This window comes from Mycobacterium sp. SMC-16 (assembly GCF_046250085.1).
Classification (GTDB): domain Bacteria; phylum Actinomycetota; class Actinomycetes; order Mycobacteriales; family Mycobacteriaceae; genus Mycobacterium; species Mycobacterium phocaicum.
This window is the reverse complement of sequence record NZ_CP176427.1, coordinates 4,575,295-4,592,765: the sequence shown is the minus strand read 5'-3', so window position 1 is coordinate 4,592,765 and position 17,471 is coordinate 4,575,295. Positions and strand designations below refer to the sequence as shown.

The following is a 17,471-nucleotide window of genomic DNA, read 5'->3' as shown; positions in this document are numbered from 1 at the left end:
GCCTATGCCCTAGCATGGGAAATCGCAGGTCAACCGTGTCCATACTTTCAGCTGAAATATTAGCTGCGGAAAGCGGTTGAATGCGGGTGAGTGTCAGTCGAAGGTGTTCGTCGTGAGGGCCGTGGATTGTTGCTGGATGCTGCTGCGCGCCACGCGACGGTCCGATTGGTCCGCGAATGGTGGCACACGCCGACCGACTACGCGGCGCAGGTCGAGTACTTCGCCAAGCGGTCGCTGACCGGGCTGATCCAGTTCCTCGTCGGGCTCGGCGTCGGCATGGTCGGTTTGATCGTGATGATCGCCCAATGGTCCGTCGACCAGCCCGCAGGTGTGGCGGTCCGGGCTGTGTCGGTCGTGTTCATCACGGCGATGTACGTGTGGAGTTGGGTGTGGTGGCTGCGGCCGTGGCCGTCGTACCGGCTCTCGCGCGCGTTCATCGTCAACGTCGACGTCGGCGTCACCGTGGTCACCCTGCTCAACCAGAAGGTGCTGTCCGGCATGTTCGGGCTGAGTGCGCTGCTGCTGGTGTCGTTCTACATCATCTTCTTCGACGGTCCGAAAGCCCTTGCCGTACACAGTTGTTGGGCGGTGTCGTCGATCGCGGCGATGTCCGTCGAGATCGCGATGATCGGCGGCGGCGATCCGGTGCTGGCGTTCGTGAAGTTGTTGTCCGGCGGGGCGCTCGCAGTGGCGCCGATAGCTGCCCACTTCGGCATCTGGGTGCTGCGCAATGAAGCCAACGAGGCCTCCAACGACCCGCTGACCGGATTGCTGAACCGCCGCGGTCTCAATCTCCACATCGACGACCTGCTGCGTGGCCACCGCAAGCGCACGGCCGACGTCGTGGTCATCGTGATCGACCTCGACCGGTTCAAGGTGGTCAATGACCGCTTCGGCCATGGTGTCGGCGACGAGGTGCTGGTGCGCTGCGCCCACCGGCTGGAGTCCGCAGTGCACGGCGGCGCGCTGGTGGCGCGAGTCGGGGGCGAGGAGTTCGTCGTCGTCGACGTCCTGCACCCGGGGGACTGGGCATCTGTGGCCGACCGGATCCGGGTCGCGCTGTGCGGCCGCGGCGACCACGCGCCGATCACGGCGAGCATCGGGATCACCGCCGCGGCGATTACCCACTTCGCCGAATCGGGGTGCGACCACGCGGAACTGCTCGGCGATCTGGTCGCCCGCGCGGACGAGGCGATGTTCGTCGCCAAGCGTGGCGGCGGCAACGCCATCAGCTACCTGCCGTCGATGCCCGACGCGGTTCGGACATCGCGGTGAACTGCCGGCGATCCACCCACGAGCGGCGCGGCATCGCGGTGTTACTGGACGCTCCGATCAGCAGCGTCTTCCGGGGGATGGATGTTTCAATCCAACACTCCCGTGGTGGATCGCCCAGGCGGCCAACAGGATCCGACGCCGGGTCGCGCGCCCGCTACTGAGCCGGACACCGCGGCGGTGGCAGGTTCCCTGCGTTCAGCCGGTGCGCGGGCCTGCCACTCCGCCGCTGAAGCGGCAGGCCCGCGATGCGTGTTCACTGTTGAGTTGTCAAGGTGCACAGCAGGTTTGAGTACGTATCTGCGGCGGTTATGCGGCGTTGTCGAGTCGCATGGTGCGGCGGTTGTAGGCGGGGATGGGTTTTCGGTCCGGGTCGACGGTCGCCGGTGGGATGAGCCAGGGGTGTTTGTCCATTCCCATGACGACGTCCCAGCCGTCGTGGTGGACGTTGGCGTGGCAGGCCGGGCAGAGCAGACACCCGTTGCTCAGTGATGTTTCGCCGTGGTGGGTCCAGTGCACGATGTGGTGGGCGTGCGTGCGTCCCGGGGGTGCGCCGCATTTGATGCAGCACTGGTCGCGGTGATAGAGCGCTTTGCGTAGATGGGGCGGGAACAGCCGTTTCTCCCGCCCCATGTCCAGGGGTACCTGTTCGCCGTCGACGATCATGGTGGTGACGGTGGTATCGCAGGTGAGTCGGTCCAGGGTCATGGTGCTGATCGACCCGATGAATTCCAGCGTGGCCAGCTCGGGGGTGTCGGCGGGCACCGACAGCAGCAGCTGGGTGCGCGGCGCGCTGGCGGTGTCGCCGCCGCGGGCGGCGATGTCCAGCACCGCCTCCAGGGCATCGGCGCGCCGCCGCCCCGCCGTGCGGATATCGGGGGTTCCGTCGGGTTCGGGTCGCGGCGCCGAGTGCTCTTCCATCGCGGCGATGTATTTGGCGCCGACTTCGGCGTCCAGGTCCGCGCGGACCTGCACCCGCCCGTCGGAGGTGACCCGGTGCTCGACGGTGTTGATCGACCGGTCTTCGGCCGCGGGCAGCCCACCTTCAGCCGCGGCGTGCCGGTTGCCGAGCCGCCGCGCCCGATTACCGATCTCAGCCGGCGTCGCGCCGGAGAAGAACTGCCCCAGCAGGTCGGCCAACTGGACGAAGCGAGCCTCCTCGTCGACCGGTCCGGGTGCGCGGGCCTGTATGTGGTTGATGCCCTTGACGATCGCGTCGACATGCTCACCGGAGATCGCCCCGTCGCCGGCATGCGCCGCCAGGGTTGGCAGCGACGGTAGCGCGGCACCGACCCGGATCAGCCGTTCGGCCACCGAGGGTGCACACCCCAGCGACATCAGCAGCTCGCGCGGCGGCCGGCCCTGCGATGCCGCCACGCCCAACCGGTCCAGCACCCCGGTCACCGTCGCGGCGAGATGGTCAACCACGCCCCGGATCAGCAGCAGCACCCGCACGAGGTTGACAGCGTCTTCGCCCGACATGTTCTCGGGGACGACCACGCCGCGCAAGTGATCGAGGAGTGGGTTGAGATCCGGTGCGATTCCCATAACACACCGTATCGAACAAACGTTCGAATAGCAAGGGGTGGACGTTCGAAATTTCTGATGTATCAGGACATCGGTGACACTTCAGACGACCTTGGCGGAGACGGTTCTGCCCACAGGGCTCGGGTGGTGGCGGTCCAGCACCGACTGCGTCGCCCACGTCGCTTCCACCACACGCCAACGACCGAGATGACCCCGTCGTGATGCTCAGGCGCGCACCATCGATGGCCCCAGGGCTTCGTAGCGTGCCGCCTCCGCGGCCGGCAGTTCTGTCCCGGTGACGATCGTCTCGAAGTCGGATACCTCGGCGAACCGGCAGAAGCTGGTCTCGCCGAATTTGGAATCGGCGGCGACGAGGATGCGGCGCGTCGCGACAGACACCGCTGTCTGCTTGACCGCGGCGACGGCGGGGTCCGGGGTGGTCAGCCCGTGCTCGGGCGTGATGCCGTTGGTGCCGAGGTAGGCGACGTCGATGACCAGGCTGCGCAGTCGATCCACGGCCCAGTTGTCCACCGTGGCCAGGGTCCGTCCGCGCATCCGTCCGCCGAGCAACATAACCGTCACAGTCTCGCTGTGGGCCAGCGCCTCGGCGGCCAGTAGCGACGACGTCACCACTGTCAGCTCCTGGTCGGCGAGCCGTTCGGCGATCAGGCGCGGGGTGAAACCCTCATCCAGGTAAACGGTTTCAGCTCCGTGCAGCAGATCCGCGGCCGCGGCGGCGATCCGGTGTTTCTGGGCCAGGTCGACCTGGCTGCGGTACTCGACCGTCGATTCGAACGCTGCCGTCTCCAGCGGGATGGCACCGCCGTGGACCCGTTTGAGCATGCGCCGCCCGGCCAGCACCTTCAGATCGCGGCGGATGGTCTCCGACGCCACGTTCAGTTCTTCGGCCAGCGCCAGCACCTCGACCCGCCCGCGGGTGCGGGCGAACTCGACGATGCGGCGCTGACGGCTGTCGGAATCCACGGATGACATTCTTGCGGTCGTCGCCTACCGGCTTTCGCTCAGCACCGCCCGAACCTCCTCGGGAGTGCTGGCCCGGCGCAACCGTTCGACTTCGTCCTTGTCCAGGAACACGTGCGCGATGCGGGTGAGAAGCGCCATGTGGTCCTTGCCGGCGCCGGCGATGCCCACCACGAACTCGGTGGGCTTGCCGTTCCAATCGATGGGTTCGGGATAGCGGACGAACGAGATGCCGGAATGGCGGATCGCGCCCTTGGCGTCGTTGGTGCCGTGCGGGATCGCCAGGCCGTTGCCCATGTACGTCGAAACTGATTTCTCGCGCTCGTGCATGGCGTCGACATACGCGGCGTCGACGGCCTGTGCGGAGACCAGCAGGTTGCCCGCCTCGGTGATGGCGGCCTCGGCGGTGGTGGCCGAGCCGGCCAGCACGATCGAGTCGAGTGACAGCACATCGTCGGCAGCGGCGGGTTCGGTTGGGGTCGTAGCGGATTCGTCCGAGGGGGCGGCGCCGTTGGTGCGTCCCAGCAGTTCGACGATCTCGTCGTAGCGGGGCGAGTTCATGAAGTCGTCGACCGAGACGTGAAGCGCCGACGGAGTCTTCTGCCGGGCTCGCTCGGTGAGATCACGATGGGTGACAGTCAGGCCGTAGGTATCGGTGAGATTGGAGATCGCCTGGTTGACCACCGTCACACCGGTGATTCCGGCGTCCCGGATCTTCTTGCGCAGCACCGACGCACCCATCGCCGACGAACCCATGCCCGCATCGCAGGCGAACACGATGTTGGAGATGGGCGCGGTCGAACCGCCGGTCAGTACCGCGGCGACGCTGGACCGCTTCCCCTTGAGTGCCTCCATTTCGGCTGTGGCCGCGGCCAGATCAGGCTCATCGGTGGCGCGGTCGGTCTTGAGCAGTACGGCCGCGACCGCGAACGAGACGGCCGCCGCCCCGAGAACCGACAGTGTGACGCCGAGGTAGCTGCCGGTCGCGGTCTGGGCGTAGACGGCGATGATCGAACCGGGTGCGGCGGGCGCGCGCAGGCCGGAGCCGAACAGCACATTGATGAAGACGCCCGTCATTCCGCCGAGGATGGTGGCGGCGATCAGCTTCGGCTTCATGAGTACGTACGGGAAGTAGATCTCATGGATGCCGCCGAGGAACTGGATGATCGCGGCGCCCGGTGCCGATGCCTTGGCGGCGCCGCGGCCGAACACCATGAACGCCAACAGGATTCCCAGGCCGGGGCCGGGGTTGGCCTCCAGTAGGAACAGGACGGACTTGCCGGTGGCGAGCGCCTGGGTGGTGCCCAGCGGGGTGAGCACGCCGTGGTTGATGGCGTTGTTGAGGAAGAGCACCTTGGCGGGTTCGATGAAGATCGACGTCAGTGGCAGCAGATCGTGTCCGACGAGGAAGTCGACGCCGTGGCCGGCGCCGCGGGTGAAGGCCGACACCACCGGGCCGACACCGAAGAACCCGATGACGGCCATCACCAGGCCGGCGATGCCGGCCGAGAAATTGTTCACCAGCATTTCGAAGCCGGGGCGGATCTTCCCGTCCCACAACGCATCCAGCTTCTTGATGACCCAGCCGCCCAATGGCCCCATGATCATCGCGCCCATGAACATCGGAACATCCGATCCGGCAACCACTCCCATGGTGGTGATGGCGCCGACGACGGCACCGCGGGTTCCGTAGACCATTCTGCCGCCCGTGGATCCGATGAGGATCGGAAGCAGGTAGGTGATCATCGGCCCGACGATGCCGCCCTTTTCGAAGGCTCCCCAGCCGCCGATGTGGGCCACCCAACCGTCGGGGTTCTGCAGCGAGTGGAAGAGGCTGGGCAGCCAGCCGGTCTTGATGAACAGTGCGGTGATCAGGCCCCACGCGATGAAGGCGCCGATGTTCGGCATGACCATGTTCGACAGCGCGGTGCCGAGCTGCTGTACCCGGACGCGCAGGCTGACGCGCTGGGGTGTTTCCGTCGTTGCAGTCACTGTGCTGGACCTCCGCCTGGCTGACTGTGAGGGTGATGCCCGTCACATCACCGTGTGTTACGAGTAAAGCCCACAAATGGGCATGTTGGCAAGCAAATGGGCAAAAGTGGGCAGGGAAATGTTTGTATTTCTGCCCGAATTGCGGTTAGAGTGGCCACAACGTGAACCACGCCACACCCGCCGGCCAGGCCGGACAATCGGAAGGAAGCCCATGAAAGCGCTGCGCTACTACGCACCCGAGGACGTCCGGCTCGAAGACGTGCCCGAACCCGTGTGCGGGCCCGACGAGATCAAGATCCGGGTGCGCAACTGTTCGACGTGCGGCACCGATGTGAAAATCCTGCACAACGGGCATCAGAACCTGACCCCGCCGCGGACCATCGGGCACGAGATCGCCGGCGACATCGTCGAGGTCGGAGCCGAGGTGAATGCCACGTACGGCACCGCCTGGGCGCCGGGCGACCGCGTGCAGGTCATCGCCGCCGTGCCGTGCGGCGAGTGCCACGAATGCGCCAAGGGCTGGATGGCGGTGTGCCAGAACCAGACGTCCATGGGTTACCAGTACGACGGCGGGTTCGCCGAGTACATGATCGTGCCCCGACAGGTGCTCAAAGTCGATGGGCTGAACCGGATTCCGGACAATGTCGGTTACGACGAGGCATCGGCGGCAGAACCGTTCGCCTGCGCCATCAACGCCCAGGATCTACTCGGCATCGAGCCGGGCGACACCGTCGTCGTGTTCGGTGCCGGCCCCATCGGATGCATGCACATCCGCATCGCGCGCGGCGTGCACGACTGCGGGCCGGTGTATCTCGTCGACGTCAACGACGCCCGGCTGAAGATGTCCGCCGACGCGGTGCACCCCGATGAGGTGATCAACGCAGCCGATACCGATGTGGTGGCACGGGTTCTGGAGCTGACGGGTGGACGTGGCGCCGATGTGGTGATCACCGCAACTGCCGCCAACATCACCCAGGAACAGGCCATCGCGATGGCCGCGCGCAACGGCCGCATCTCGTTCTTCGGCGGCCTGCCCAAGACCAACCCGACGATCACCTGCGATTCCAACGTCGTGCACTACCGGCAGTTGCACATCCACGGCGCCAACGGATCCGCGCCCGAGCACAACAAGCGTGCGCTGCACTACATCTCGACCGGTCAGGTGCCGGTGAAGGACTTGATCACGCGGCACATCGCGCTCGACGAGGTCCTCGACGCGTTCGGCATCGTCCAGAACGGCGAAGCCATCAAGGTGACGGTGGAGCCCAGCGCTGTGCTCGTCTGAGCCTCAGCCGCCGACGGCGGCGATGTAGCCACCGATGGCGCCGACGCACAGGACCGCACACAACCCCAGCGTGCCGACGGCAAAAGGCCAGGCGCGCAGGCGCTTCACCAGCCGGATGACGGTCACGACCGTGCCGGCCAAGGCCACCAGCGCCGCCGCGATGAAACCCGCTGCCATGGCATTGATCCCGGCGTCGATGTGACAGGTCGCCGGCGGGCAGTAGTCGGTGAACGCGAGCGCGAACACTGCGAAGAACGCGGCCACACCGCCGCCGACGTAGGTGAGCACCAGCGCGCTGATCGACGCTGCCAGGTCGCCGCTTGAAAGCGGGGGCCTGGCTGGCGTGGGCGGCGGATAGCCGTAGGTCATGGCGGGATGGTAGTCGCGCGGGACGTGAGCTCGTGGGCGAAGAATCGACAGAAGTTCGCACACAAACGCTCACTCGAAGCTCGAATTTGACGCACATGCCAACCCCTGCCGGGCGGATGTGCGTAACCTTCGGAGCTATGCGGCACTACTACACCGCCGAGCAGATTCGCGCGGCCGAGGCGCCGCTGTTGGCTTCCCTGCCCGATGGCGTGTTGATGCGCCGGGCGGCCTATGGCTTGGCGACGGCCATCGCCGCCGAACTCAAGTCCCGCACCGGTGGGGTCGCGGGCCGCCGGGTCTGCGCGGTCGTCGGCTCCGGGGACAACGGCGGCGACGCGCTCTGGGCCGCCACCTTTCTGCGCCGGCGCGGAGCCGGCGCCACGGCCGTGCTGCTGAACCCGGACCGCACACACGCCGAAGCGCTCGAAGCCTTCCGCGCAGCCGGCGGCAGAATCGTCGAAACCATCCCCGAAGCAACGGATTTGGTGCTCGACGGCGTCGTCGGCATCGGTGCCACCGGGCCGCTGCGGCCCAATGCCGCCGCCGTCTTCGCGGCCAACACCGCGCCCGTCGTCGCCGTCGACCTGCCCAGCGGTATCGACGTCCAGACCGGCGCCACCGACGGCCCCCACGTGCAGGCCGCGCTGACCGTCACCTTCGGTGGCCTCAAACCCGTTCACGGACTGGCCGACTGCGGCCGCGTCGAACTGATCGACATCGGACTGGACCTGCCGCAGCCGACGTTCCTCGGATTCGAAGCGCACGACGTCCGCGCCCGTTGGCCGGTGCCGCACCCGTCGGACGACAAGTACAGCCAGGGCGTCAAGGGCGTGCTCGCCGGGTCGGCGACCTATCCCGGCGCGGCGATCCTGAGCACCGGCGCCGCCGTCGCCGCGACCTCCGGCATGGTCCGTTACGCCGGTTCCGCCCACGCCGAGGTGGTGTCGCACTGGCCGGAAGTCGTTGCGGCGCCGGATGTGACTACCGCCGGGCGGGTCCAGGCGTGGGTGGTCGGCCCAGGCCTCGGCACCGACACCGTCGGCGAGGAGGCACTGCGCTTCGCCTTGGACACAGACCTCCCGGTGATCGTCGACGCCGACGCCCTCACGCTCCTGGCCGCTGATCTCGACCTCGTCGCGGACCGCACGGCACCCACCGTGCTGACACCGCATGCCGGTGAATTCGCCCGGCTCGCAGGACATCCGCCAGGCTCCGACCGGGTGGCGGCCGCCCGTGGACTGGCCGACCGCGTCAATGCCACTGTCCTCCTGAAAGGCAACGTCACCATCATCGCCGAGCCGGACGGCCCCACGTACCTCAACCCGGCCGGCCAATCCTGGGCTGCCACAGCCGGATCCGGCGATGTGCTGTCCGGCATCATCGGTGCGCTGCTGGCGTCGGGTATCGCACCGGGCGAGGCTGCGGCGATGGCGGCGTTCGTCCACGCGCGTGCCGCCGATCTCGCCGCGCACGATCCCGGCCCTCGTCCCGCGCCGACGTCGGCGCACCGCATCTTGGCCCATGTCCGGGCTGCCATCGCATCGCTCTAGGAAGGGAATTTTTGTGTCGCACAAGCATGTTCGTGCATCGGTCATGAGCCCCGCTTACACCGGCAGGCTCTCCACGGCACCGGTTCCATCGCTGCGGCTGCCGGACGACCCGATGGACCCGCAGGCGGCCTACCGCTTCATCCACGACGAGTTGATGCTCGACGGCAGCTCGCGCCTGAACCTCGCCACGTTCGTCACCACGTGGATGGATCCCGAGGCCGAGAAGCTGATGGCCGAGACGTTCGACAAGAACATGATCGACAAGGACGAATACCCGGCCACCGCGGCGATCGAGGCCCGGACGGTGTCCATGGTGGCTGACCTGTTCCACGCCGACGACCTGCGCGACGACGACCCGTCGTCGGCGTGCGGGGTGTCCACCATCGGTTCCAGCGAGGCGGTGATGCTTGCCGGTCTGGCCCTCAAATGGCGGTGGCGTGAGAAGGTAGGCGATTGGAAGGGACGCACCCCCAACCTGGTGATGGGCTCCAACGTCCAGGTGGTGTGGGAGAAGTTCTGCCGCTACTTCGACGTCGAGCCGCGGTACCTGCCGATGGCCGAGGGCCGTTACGTCATCACCCCCGAACAGGTGCTCGCCAACGTCGACGAGGACACCATCGGCGTCGTCGGCATCCTCGGCACCACGTTCACCGGTGAGCTCGAGCCCATCGCCGAGATCTGCGAAGCGCTCGATCAACTCGCACAGGACAAGGGCCTGGACATCCCCGTGCACGTCGACGCGGCCAGCGGCGGTTTCGTGGTGCCGTTCCTGCACCCGCATCTGGAGTGGGACTTCCGGTTGCCGCGGGTGGTGTCGATCAACGTCAGCGGCCACAAGTACGGGCTGACGTACCCCGGCATCGGCTTCGTCGTCTGGCGCAGCAAGGAGCACTTGCCCGAGGACCTCGTCTTCCGGGTCAATTACCTGGGTGGCGACATGCCGACGTTCACGCTGAACTTCTCCCGGCCGGGCAATCAGGTGGTGGGTCAGTACTACAACTTTCTGCGCCTCGGCCGGGCCGGCTACGCGCAGATCATGCACTGCCTGTCGGACACCGCCCGCTGGATCGGTGACGAGCTGCGCAAGAGCGAGCACTTCGAGGTGATCACCGACGGCTCGGCCATCCCGGTGCTCGCGTGCCGGCTGAAGGGCAAGCGGCCCTACACCGAGTTCGACGTGTCGCACGCGCTGCGCGCCTACGGCTGGCAGGTGCCGGCGTACACCATGCCCGAGGGTGCGACGGACATCGCAGTACTGCGGGTGGTGGTACGCGAGGGCTTCTCGGCGGACCTGGCCCGCGCCTTGCGAGACGACCTGATCACCGTCCTGAACAGCCTCGACGAGCTCAAACCGAAGGGCCAGTTCGACGACGTGCAGCCGTTCGCCCACTAGCGGACGAACCTGAGCTTGTGTTCCAGATCTCCGGAAATTGCGGTGCACAAGCTCAGGCTCGACGCGGACCAGCGGGCGTCTGGGAGAATCGGAGGCGATATGAGTTCGCCCGATCCCCAACCTGCTGCCCAGGCCGTCATCGACCTGGGCGCAATTGCGCATAACGTCCGGCTTCTGCGGGAACGCGCAGGTAGCGCCGCGGTGATGGCGGTGGTCAAGGCCGACGGTTACGGGCACGGTGCGCCGCAGGTGGCGCGTGCCGCTCTGGCGGCCGGGGCCGCCGAGCTGGGCGTCACCAACATCACCGAGGCGCTGGCGCTGCGGCAGGCCGGCATCACGGCGCCGGTGTTGTCCTGGCTGAACCTGCCCGGTACCGACTTCGCGCCCGCGCTGGCCGCCGAGGTGCAGGTGGCGGTGGCGTCGGTGCGTCAGTTCGACGATGTGCTCGACGGCGTGCGCCGCAGCGGCGCGCCTGCCACCCTGACCGTCAAGGTCGACACCGGCCTCAGCCGCAACGGCGTCAGCCCCGCCGAATACCCGGCCCTGCTCGACGCCATCGCCCGGGCCGCCGCCGACGGTGCGGTCCGCCCTCGCGGCATCATGAGCCACCTCGCGTGCGGCGACGACCCGCAGCACCCGATGAACGACACGCAGGCCGCCCGCCTCACCGCGGCGCGCAAGCAGGCGGCGGCTGCCGGCGTGCACTTCGAAGTCGCGCACCTGGCCAACTCGCCCGCGACGCTGACGCGGCCCGATCTGCATTTCGATGTGGTGCGGCCGGGCATCGCGGTCTACGGGCAGTCGCCCATCCCGGCGCTCGGGGATTTCGGCCTGCGACCCGTCATGACGCTGAAATGTCCTGTCGCCGCGGTGCGTTCGATCAAAGCCGGCGACGGTGTGTCGTACGGACACACGTGGATCGCCGACCGCGACACCACTGTCGGGCTGATCCCGCTCGGCTATGCCGACGGGGTGTTCCGCGGCCTGAGCGGACGCATCGACGTCAGCATCAACGGCGCCCGATACCGCAACATCGGCCGAATCTGTATGGATCAGTTCGTCGTTGACCTCGGCCCTGACGGTGCCGGCGTCACGGTGGGGGACGAGGCGGTGCTGTTCGGCTCGGGTACCGCCGGTGAACCGACGGCGCAGGACTGGGCCGAACTGCTGGGCACCATCAACTACGAGGTCGTGACCAGCCCGCGGGGCAGGATTTCCCGGACCTATCGCGAGTTGACGGGCTGACGTCCATGAGCGACAACAAGAATGCCCGGTGGCTGGCGGGCATGGCCGGTCTCACTGCCGTCGGGTCGGTCGCCGGGGTCAGCGTCGCCCGCTCGTTGCGCCGCCGTCGTGGTGAGGACCCTTACGCGGGTGAGGATTTCACCACGCTCGACGCCGACCGCGGCTACGTGGTGACCGCCACCGACGGGGTGCCGCTGGCAGTACGCGAGGTCGGCCCGAAAGACGCCCGGTTGACGGTGCTCTTCGCGCACGGTTTCTGTAACAGCATGGGCTCCTTCCATTTTCAGCGCGCCCGGCTGGCCGAGCGGTGGGGCGACCAGGTCCGCATGGTGTTCTACGACCAGCGCGGTCACGGCCGCTCCTCGGCAGGGCCGACCGACTCCTACACCGTCCCGCAACTGGGGCAGGACCTCGAATCGGTGATGCGGGTGATGGCGCCGCGTGGTCCCGTGGTGCTGGTCGGTCACTCGATGGGCGGCATGACGGTGCTGTCCCATGCCCGGCAGTTCCCGCACAACTATCCGGCCCGGGTGTGCGGCGTGGCGATCCTCGCCTCTGCGGCGCAAGGGGTTACCCGTTCGCCGCTGGGTGAGGTGCTACAGAATCCGGCGCTCGAGGCGGCGAAAGTCGCGGTGCGGTTCGCGCCCGGAGCGGTCAGTGCCGGCCGTGGTGCGGCGAAGGCCGTCATCGGCCCCGTGCTCAAGGCCGCGTCGTTCGGTGATGACGCGGTCAGCCCGTCGGTGGCGCGGTACGTCGAGAAGATGACGCACAACACGTCGATCCGCACGACCGTCGAGTTCCTGCACGCACTCGAAACCCACGACGAGGCCGGCGCGCTGCCGGTGCTGCAGCACGTGCCCACCCTGATCGCCTGCGGCGACCACGATCTGCTCACCCCGCTGGCGAAGTCCGAGGCGATGGCCCGGCAGCTGCCGAAATCCGAACTGGTGATCGTCGAAGGGGCCGGGCACATGGTGCACATGGAGCAACCTGAACTGATCAACGAGGCGCTGGAGCGCTTCGTCGAGCACGCCACGCCGTCACGGCTGGTGGCGCTGACCCGGCATCTGCGTGGAAAGGCCAAGCGCAATGGATGATTCGCACGGCACCGTGCACCTGCCGACCGAGGCCGACACCATGGCCCTCGGCGCCCGGTTCGGCGCCGAGCTGCGCGTCGGTGACGTCGTGGTGCTCACGGGTCCGCTGGGTGCCGGGAAAACCATGCTGGCCAAGGGAATTGCGCAGGGCATGGACGTCGACGGCGCGGTGACGTCGCCGTCGTACGTGCTGGCCCGAGTGCATCCTGCCCGTCGCGCGGGATACCCCGCCATGGTGCATGTCGACATGTACCGGCTGCTCGACTCCGGCAGCACCGACCTGCTCGGAGAACTCGATTCGCTCGACCTCGACACCGATCTCGATGACGCCGTGGTGGTCGTCGAGTGGGGTGAGGGTCTGGCCGAGCGACTGTCGGCCAGCCATCTGGACATCCGGTTGGAGCGAGCCGACGACGACACCCGTACCGCTGTCTGGCATTGGAGCCGTGGATGATTCTCGCCATCGATACCGCCACCCCGGCCGTCACGGCAGGCGTCGCACGGCGCACCGCGGCCGGTGTCGAGGTGCTGGCCGAACGGATCACCGTCGATGCCCGTGCGCACGCCGAGCAGTTGACCCCCAATGTGATTGCCGCCGTTGCCGATGCCGGTATCACGTTCGCCGACCTGGAAGCGGTGGTCGTCGGCTGCGGGCCGGGCCCGTTCACCGGGCTGCGCGTCGGGATGGCCACCGCGGCAGCCTATGGACAGGCGCTCGGCATCCCGGTGTACGGAGTGTGCAGCCTGGATGCGATCGCCCCGGTGACCACGGGAGAACTGTTGGTGGTCACCGATGCCCGGCGCCGGGAGGTGTACTGGGCGCGGTACCGCGACGGCGTGCGAGTCGACGGACCGGCCGTCAGTGCCGCGGCGGACGTCGAGCCCGGCTCCGGATCGGTGGCCGGCCCCGCCGCGCAGGCCGCGCTGTTCCCGTTGCCGTCGCTCGGGGTCGAGTACCCCACGGTGGCCGGACTCGTGACCGCCGCCGACTGGGACCAGCCGCCCGCCGCGCTGGTGCCGCTGTACCTGCGCCGCCCCGACGCGAAAACGCTTGCCGAGCGGGGACTCTCGTGACCATCGAGTACGGGTCCCTGACGGTCGGCGATGCCGACCGGTGCGGCGAACTGGAAGCGATCCTGTTCCCCGGCGACGACCCGTGGCCGGCCGTCGCCTTCATCCGTGAGCTCGACTCGGCGCACAACCACTACGTTGCCGCGCGGGACGGCAAGCTGCTGGTGGGGTATGCCGGCATCAGCCGGTTGGGCCGCAAACCGCCGTTCGAGTACGAGGTGCACACCATCGGTGTCGATCCGGCGTACCAGGGGAAGGGCATCGGCCGCCAGCTGCTGGACCGGCTGTTGACCATCGCCGACGGCGGCACCGTCTTTCTGGAGGTGCGCACCGACAATGAGCCGGCGATCGGCCTCTACGAAAGCGTCGGGTTCGTGAAGATGGGTGTGCGCAAGCGGTATTACCGGATCAGTGGCGCGGACGCGTACACCATGCGGCGGGACGCGGGTGTGAGCAGCGAGTCAGGCGGCGCGGACGTGAGGAGCAACCAAGTCACATGACAGTCATCTTGGCAATCGAAAGTTCCTGTGACGAAACAGGCGTCGGCATCTGCGATTTGGCGGACGACGGCACGGTGACCTTGCTGGCCGACGAGGTCGCCTCCAGCGTCGACGAGCACACCCGGTACGGCGGCGTGGTTCCCGAGATCGCCTCGCGCGCACACCTGGAGTCGTTGGGCCCCATCATGAGTCGAGCCCTGGCGACCGCCGGCATCGAGCGGCCCGACGTCGTGGCGGCGACCATCGGACCCGGTCTGGCCGGGGCGCTGTTGGTGGGTGTGGCTGCGGCCAAGGCCTATTCGGCGGCGTGGGGTGTACAGTTCTACGGCGTCAACCACCTCGGCGGACACCTGGCCGCCGACGTCTACGACCACGGCCCGCTGCCCGAGAGCGTCGGCCTGCTGGTGTCGGGTGGCCACACGCATCTGCTGCACGTCCGATCGCTGGGTGAGCCCATCGAGGAGCTCGGCAGCACCGTCGACGACGCGGCGGGCGAGGCATACGACAAGGTGGCGCGGCTGCTCGGCCTCGGCTATCCGGGCGGCCGGGTACTCGACGAGCTGGCCCGCGCCGGCGACCGGGACGCCATCGTGTTCCCGCGCGGCATGACCGGGCCGCGAGATGACCCGTACGCCTTCAGCTTTTCCGGACTCAAGACCGCGGTCGCCCGTCACATGGAGAAACACCCGGACGCGTCGCACGCCGATGTGGCGGCCGGTTTCCAGGAGGCTGTCGCGGATGTATTGACCCGCAAGGCCGTTCGCGCGGCCACCGACCTCGGTGTGTCGACGCTGCTGATCGCCGGGGGAGTGGCCGCCAACTCGCGGCTGCGCGAGCTGGCTGAAGAACGTTGTGCCGAGGCGGGTTTGACCCTGCGGGTGCCGCGGCCGCGACTGTGTACCGACAACGGGGCCATGATCGCCTCGTTCGCCGCGCACCTGATCGCGGCGGGCGCCAAGCCGTCGCGTCTCGACGTGCCGAGCGACCCAGGGCTGCCGGTGGTGAAGGGACAGATCGCGTGAGCGTGCAGCATCTGGCGGACAAACTGGCCGTCACCGAGCTGCTGTACCGGTACGCCGAGTTGATCGACGCCGGGGACTTCGACGAGGTGGGAGAGCTGTTGGCACGCAGCCGGTTCGGCGGACCGACTTCCGGCAGCGTCGAGGGGCGGAACATGATCGCCAACACCTTCGCCCGCACCACCCGCCGTTTCCCCGATCACGGGAACACCCCGCGCACCCGGCATCTGGTGCTCAACCCGATCGTCGAACTCGAGGGCGATACCGCCCGCGCCCGGTCGACGTTCTGCGTGGTGCAGCAGACCGATACGGTGCCGCTGCAACCCATCGTGGTGGGCCGGTACGCCGATACGTTCGCGCGCGACGACGCCGGCTGGTACTTCACCGAACGCGTCGTGGATGTTCAGATGGTCGGCAACGTATCCGACCACCTGAACATCGCGCTGTAGCCGTCAGGCGTCATTGGCGGCCGGGGAGAGCGGGATGATGGGGAGTCGCAGCGCCCCCGGAGCGCCTTCCGGCACAACCGGTTTGACCGGAGCGACAGCGTCCACCCGGCGGTAGGGCAGCCCCTGCGCGGGGCGCAGGTCTTCCTCGCCCTTGTTGGGCCACATCGCGGCCGCACGCTCGGCCTGGGCAGTGATGGTCAGCGACGGGTTCACGCCCAGGTTCGCTGAAACCGCCGATCCGTCGACGACACTCAGCGTCGGGTAGCCGTAGACCCGGTGGTACGGGTCGATGACCGCGTTGGAGGCATCCGAGCCGATGGCGCAACCGCCGAGGAAGTGCGCCGTCATCGGGATATTGAACAGCTCGCCCCAGGTGCCGGCCGTCACGCCGTCGATCTTCTCGGCGACCCGCCGGGTCGCGTCGTTGCCGGCTGGGATCCACGTCGGGTTGGGCCGGCCGTGCCCCTGCTTGCTCGACAGGTGCCGGCCGCGCAGTCCGCGCTTGGTGAACGTGGTGATCGAGTTGTCCAGGTTCTGCATCACCAGCGAAATCACCGTGCGCTCACTCCAATTGCCGACCGTCAGCACGCGCAGCAGTGCGCGCGGATGCTTCACGGCCAGGCCGAGTGCCTTCAGCCAGCGTGGCCACCGGCCGCCGCCGTCGGTCATCAGGGTCTGCAGCAGGCCCATCGCGTTGGAGCCCTTGCCGTAGCGCACCGACTCGATGTGGGTGTCGCTTGTTGGATGGAACGACGATGTGATGGCCACGCCGCGGGTCAGGTCCAGCGCCGGGTCGACCTTGTATTTCATTGCGCCGACGATGGATTCGGAGTTGGTGCGGGTGAGCACACCGAGGCGGTCCGACAGCTGTGGCAGGGTGCCGCTGTCCTTCATCTTGTGCAGCAGGTTCTGGGTGCCCCAGGTACCGGCCGCCAGGACGACGTGCCGCGCCGTGAAGGTCCGGCGGTTCTTACGCAGGGTCCGGCCGGTGCGCACGGTGTCGATCTCCCAGATGCCGCTGGGACTCTGCCGCACGGAGTCGACCGTCGTCAGCGGATGCACTGTGGCACCGGCGCTCTCGGCCAGCCCGAGGTAGTTCTTCAGCAGCGTGTTCTTGGCGCCGTAGCGGCAGCCCGTCATGCAGCTGCCGCATTCGATGCACCCTGTGCGGTCCGGTCCGACGCCACCGAAGAACGGGTCCCGGACCGTCTGGCCGGGTGGTCCGAAGAACACGCCGACCGGCGTCTGGACGAACGTGTCGCCCACGCCCATGTCCTCGGCGACCGCTTTCATGATCTCGTCGGCCGGGGTCATGCTGGGGTTGATCACCACTCCGAGCATGCGCCTGGCCTGGTCGTAGAACGGCGACAGCTCGTCGGACCAGTCCGTGATGTGGGCCCACTGCGGGTCGTTGAAGAACGTCGCGGGTGGCTTGTAGAGGGTATTGGCGTAGTTCAGCGACCCGCCGCCGACGCCCGCCCCGGCCAGGATGACGACGTCCCGCAGCATGTGGATGCGCTGTACGCCGTAGCAGCCCAGCTTGGGCGCCCACACGAATTTCCGGACGTCCCAACTGGTTTTCGGGAACTGGTCGTCGGTGAACCGGCGGCCGGCCTCCAAAACGCCGACGCGGTAGCCCTTCTCGGTCAGCCGCAACGCCGTCACGCTGCCCCCGAATCCGGACCCGACGACGATCACGTCATAGTCGGTGTTGGACATGC

At 67.8% G+C, this 17,471-nt stretch carries 16 protein-coding genes; 11 read left to right on the top strand and 5 right to left on the bottom strand.

Going from position 1 to position 17,471, the window contains the following annotated elements; all coding sequences use genetic code 11:
• Positions 1–90 precede the first annotated feature (90 nt).
• On the top strand, positions 91–1,275 hold the full coding sequence (locus ACJEIK_RS22290) for a GGDEF domain-containing protein (RefSeq protein WP_267323893.1): 1,185 nt from the start codon (positions 91–93) through the stop codon (positions 1,273–1,275).
• 306 nt (positions 1,276–1,581) lie between these two features.
• Here ACJEIK_RS22290 and ACJEIK_RS22285 read toward each other — a convergent pair whose 3' ends face one another.
• The 3 genes from ACJEIK_RS22285 to ACJEIK_RS22275 all read right to left on the bottom strand — a co-directional run bounded on the left by ACJEIK_RS22285 (position 1,582) and on the right by ACJEIK_RS22275 (position 5,694).
• Complete coding sequence (locus ACJEIK_RS22285) at positions 1,582–2,820, bottom strand: DUF222 domain-containing protein (RefSeq protein WP_409430316.1); 1,239 nt, start codon at positions 2,818–2,820, stop codon at positions 1,582–1,584.
• 204 nt (positions 2,821–3,024) lie between these two features.
• Positions 3,025–3,783, bottom strand: coding sequence for a DeoR/GlpR family DNA-binding transcription regulator (locus ACJEIK_RS22280; protein ID WP_267323891.1), 759 nt, complete (start codon positions 3,781–3,783; stop codon positions 3,025–3,027).
• 24 nt (positions 3,784–3,807) lie between these two features.
• Positions 3,808–5,694, bottom strand: a complete 1,887-nt coding sequence (locus ACJEIK_RS22275; RefSeq protein ID WP_237163003.1) for a PTS mannitol transporter subunit IICBA — start codon at positions 5,692–5,694, stop codon at positions 3,808–3,810.
• Between the two features lie 289 nt (positions 5,695–5,983).
• Between ACJEIK_RS22275 and ACJEIK_RS22270 the strand changes: the two genes are divergently transcribed.
• On the top strand, positions 5,984–7,057 hold the full coding sequence (locus ACJEIK_RS22270) for a zinc-dependent dehydrogenase (RefSeq protein WP_133427649.1): 1,074 nt from the start codon (positions 5,984–5,986) through the stop codon (positions 7,055–7,057).
• Between the two features lie 3 nt (positions 7,058–7,060).
• Here the strand turns inward: ACJEIK_RS22270 and ACJEIK_RS22265 are convergent, their stop codons facing one another.
• Positions 7,061–7,426, bottom strand: a complete 366-nt coding sequence (locus ACJEIK_RS22265) for a hypothetical protein (RefSeq protein ID WP_267323890.1) — start codon at positions 7,424–7,426, stop codon at positions 7,061–7,063.
• Positions 7,427–7,563: 137 nt separating this feature from the next.
• Here ACJEIK_RS22265 and ACJEIK_RS22260 point away from each other — a divergent pair, with 137 nt between their 5' ends.
• The 9 genes from ACJEIK_RS22260 (at position 7,564) to ACJEIK_RS22220 (ending at position 15,750) form a co-directional block, all read left to right on the top strand.
• Positions 7,564–8,976, top strand: coding sequence for an NAD(P)H-hydrate dehydratase (locus tag ACJEIK_RS22260; RefSeq protein ID WP_409430315.1), 1,413 nt, complete (start codon positions 7,564–7,566; stop codon positions 8,974–8,976).
• A complete protein-coding gene (locus tag ACJEIK_RS22255; protein ID WP_409430314.1) occupies positions 8,948–10,369 on the top strand; it encodes a glutamate decarboxylase in 1,422 nt (473 codons plus the stop codon). The genes ACJEIK_RS22260 and ACJEIK_RS22255 overlap by 29 nt, the downstream gene beginning before the upstream one ends.
• A gap of 99 nt (positions 10,370–10,468) precedes the next feature.
• Positions 10,469–11,614, top strand: coding sequence for an alanine racemase (gene alr, locus ACJEIK_RS22250; RefSeq protein WP_409430313.1), 1,146 nt, complete (start codon positions 10,469–10,471; stop codon positions 11,612–11,614).
• Positions 11,615–11,619: 5 nt separating this feature from the next.
• On the top strand, positions 11,620–12,711 hold the full coding sequence (locus ACJEIK_RS22245; protein WP_060999921.1) for an alpha/beta fold hydrolase: 1,092 nt from the start codon (positions 11,620–11,622) through the stop codon (positions 12,709–12,711).
• Positions 12,704–13,165, top strand: coding sequence for a tRNA (adenosine(37)-N6)-threonylcarbamoyltransferase complex ATPase subunit type 1 TsaE (tsaE, locus tag ACJEIK_RS22240; RefSeq protein ID WP_060999919.1), 462 nt, complete (start codon positions 12,704–12,706; stop codon positions 13,163–13,165). The genes ACJEIK_RS22245 and tsaE overlap by 8 nt, the downstream gene beginning before the upstream one ends.
• On the top strand, positions 13,162–13,785 hold the full coding sequence (gene tsaB, locus ACJEIK_RS22235; protein ID WP_064859884.1) for a tRNA (adenosine(37)-N6)-threonylcarbamoyltransferase complex dimerization subunit type 1 TsaB: 624 nt from the start codon (positions 13,162–13,164) through the stop codon (positions 13,783–13,785). Before tsaE ends, tsaB begins: the two co-directional genes overlap by 4 nt.
• On the top strand, positions 13,782–14,282 hold the full coding sequence (rimI, locus tag ACJEIK_RS22230; RefSeq protein WP_409430312.1) for a ribosomal protein S18-alanine N-acetyltransferase: 501 nt from the start codon (positions 13,782–13,784) through the stop codon (positions 14,280–14,282). The genes tsaB and rimI overlap by 4 nt, the downstream gene beginning before the upstream one ends.
• Positions 14,279–15,304 carry a tRNA (adenosine(37)-N6)-threonylcarbamoyltransferase complex transferase subunit TsaD gene (gene tsaD / locus ACJEIK_RS22225; RefSeq protein ID WP_409430311.1) on the top strand — a complete coding sequence of 342 codons (1,026 nt, stop codon included), beginning with the start codon at positions 14,279–14,281 and terminating at the stop codon, positions 15,302–15,304. The genes rimI and tsaD overlap by 4 nt, the downstream gene beginning before the upstream one ends.
• Positions 15,301–15,750, top strand: a complete 450-nt coding sequence (locus ACJEIK_RS22220; RefSeq protein WP_409430310.1) for a nuclear transport factor 2 family protein — start codon at positions 15,301–15,303, stop codon at positions 15,748–15,750. Before tsaD ends, ACJEIK_RS22220 begins: the two co-directional genes overlap by 4 nt.
• Positions 15,751–15,753: 3 nt before the next feature.
• Here ACJEIK_RS22220 and ACJEIK_RS22215 read toward each other — a convergent pair whose 3' ends face one another.
• Positions 15,754–17,469, bottom strand: a complete 1,716-nt coding sequence (locus ACJEIK_RS22215) for a GMC oxidoreductase (protein WP_409430309.1) — start codon at positions 17,467–17,469, stop codon at positions 15,754–15,756.
• Positions 17,470–17,471: the final 2 nt, after the last annotated feature.

What these genes read in the sequence shown, in the direction of transcription:
- ACJEIK_RS22245 (WP_060999921.1), top strand. Translation starts at nt 11,620, where the DNA reads ATGAGCGACAACAAGAATGCCCGGTGGCTGGCGGGCATGGCCGGTCTC.
- tsaB (WP_064859884.1), top strand. Translation starts at nt 13,162, where the DNA reads ATGATTCTCGCCATCGATACCGCCACCCCGGCCGTCACGGCAGGCGTC.
- ACJEIK_RS22255 (WP_409430314.1), top strand. Translation starts at nt 8,948, where the DNA reads ATGTCCGGGCTGCCATCGCATCGCTCTAGGAAGGGAATTTTTGTGTCG.
- ACJEIK_RS22265 (WP_267323890.1), bottom strand. Translation starts at nt 7,426, where the DNA reads ATGACCTACGGCTATCCGCCGCCCACGCCAGCCAGGCCCCCGCTTTCA.
- ACJEIK_RS22285 (WP_409430316.1), bottom strand. Translation starts at nt 2,820, where the DNA reads ATGGGAATCGCACCGGATCTCAACCCACTCCTCGATCACTTGCGCGGC.
- ACJEIK_RS22260 (WP_409430315.1), top strand. Translation starts at nt 7,564, where the DNA reads ATGCGGCACTACTACACCGCCGAGCAGATTCGCGCGGCCGAGGCGCCG.
- alr (WP_409430313.1), top strand. Translation starts at nt 10,469, where the DNA reads ATGAGTTCGCCCGATCCCCAACCTGCTGCCCAGGCCGTCATCGACCTG.
- tsaE (WP_060999919.1), top strand. Translation starts at nt 12,704, where the DNA reads ATGGATGATTCGCACGGCACCGTGCACCTGCCGACCGAGGCCGACACC.
- ACJEIK_RS22270 (WP_133427649.1), top strand. Translation starts at nt 5,984, where the DNA reads ATGAAAGCGCTGCGCTACTACGCACCCGAGGACGTCCGGCTCGAAGAC.
- tsaD (WP_409430311.1), top strand. Translation starts at nt 14,279, where the DNA reads ATGACAGTCATCTTGGCAATCGAAAGTTCCTGTGACGAAACAGGCGTC.
- ACJEIK_RS22215 (WP_409430309.1), bottom strand. Translation starts at nt 17,469, where the DNA reads ATGTCCAACACCGACTATGACGTGATCGTCGTCGGGTCCGGATTCGGG.
- ACJEIK_RS22275 (WP_237163003.1), bottom strand. Translation starts at nt 5,694, where the DNA reads ATGGTCATGCCGAACATCGGCGCCTTCATCGCGTGGGGCCTGATCACC.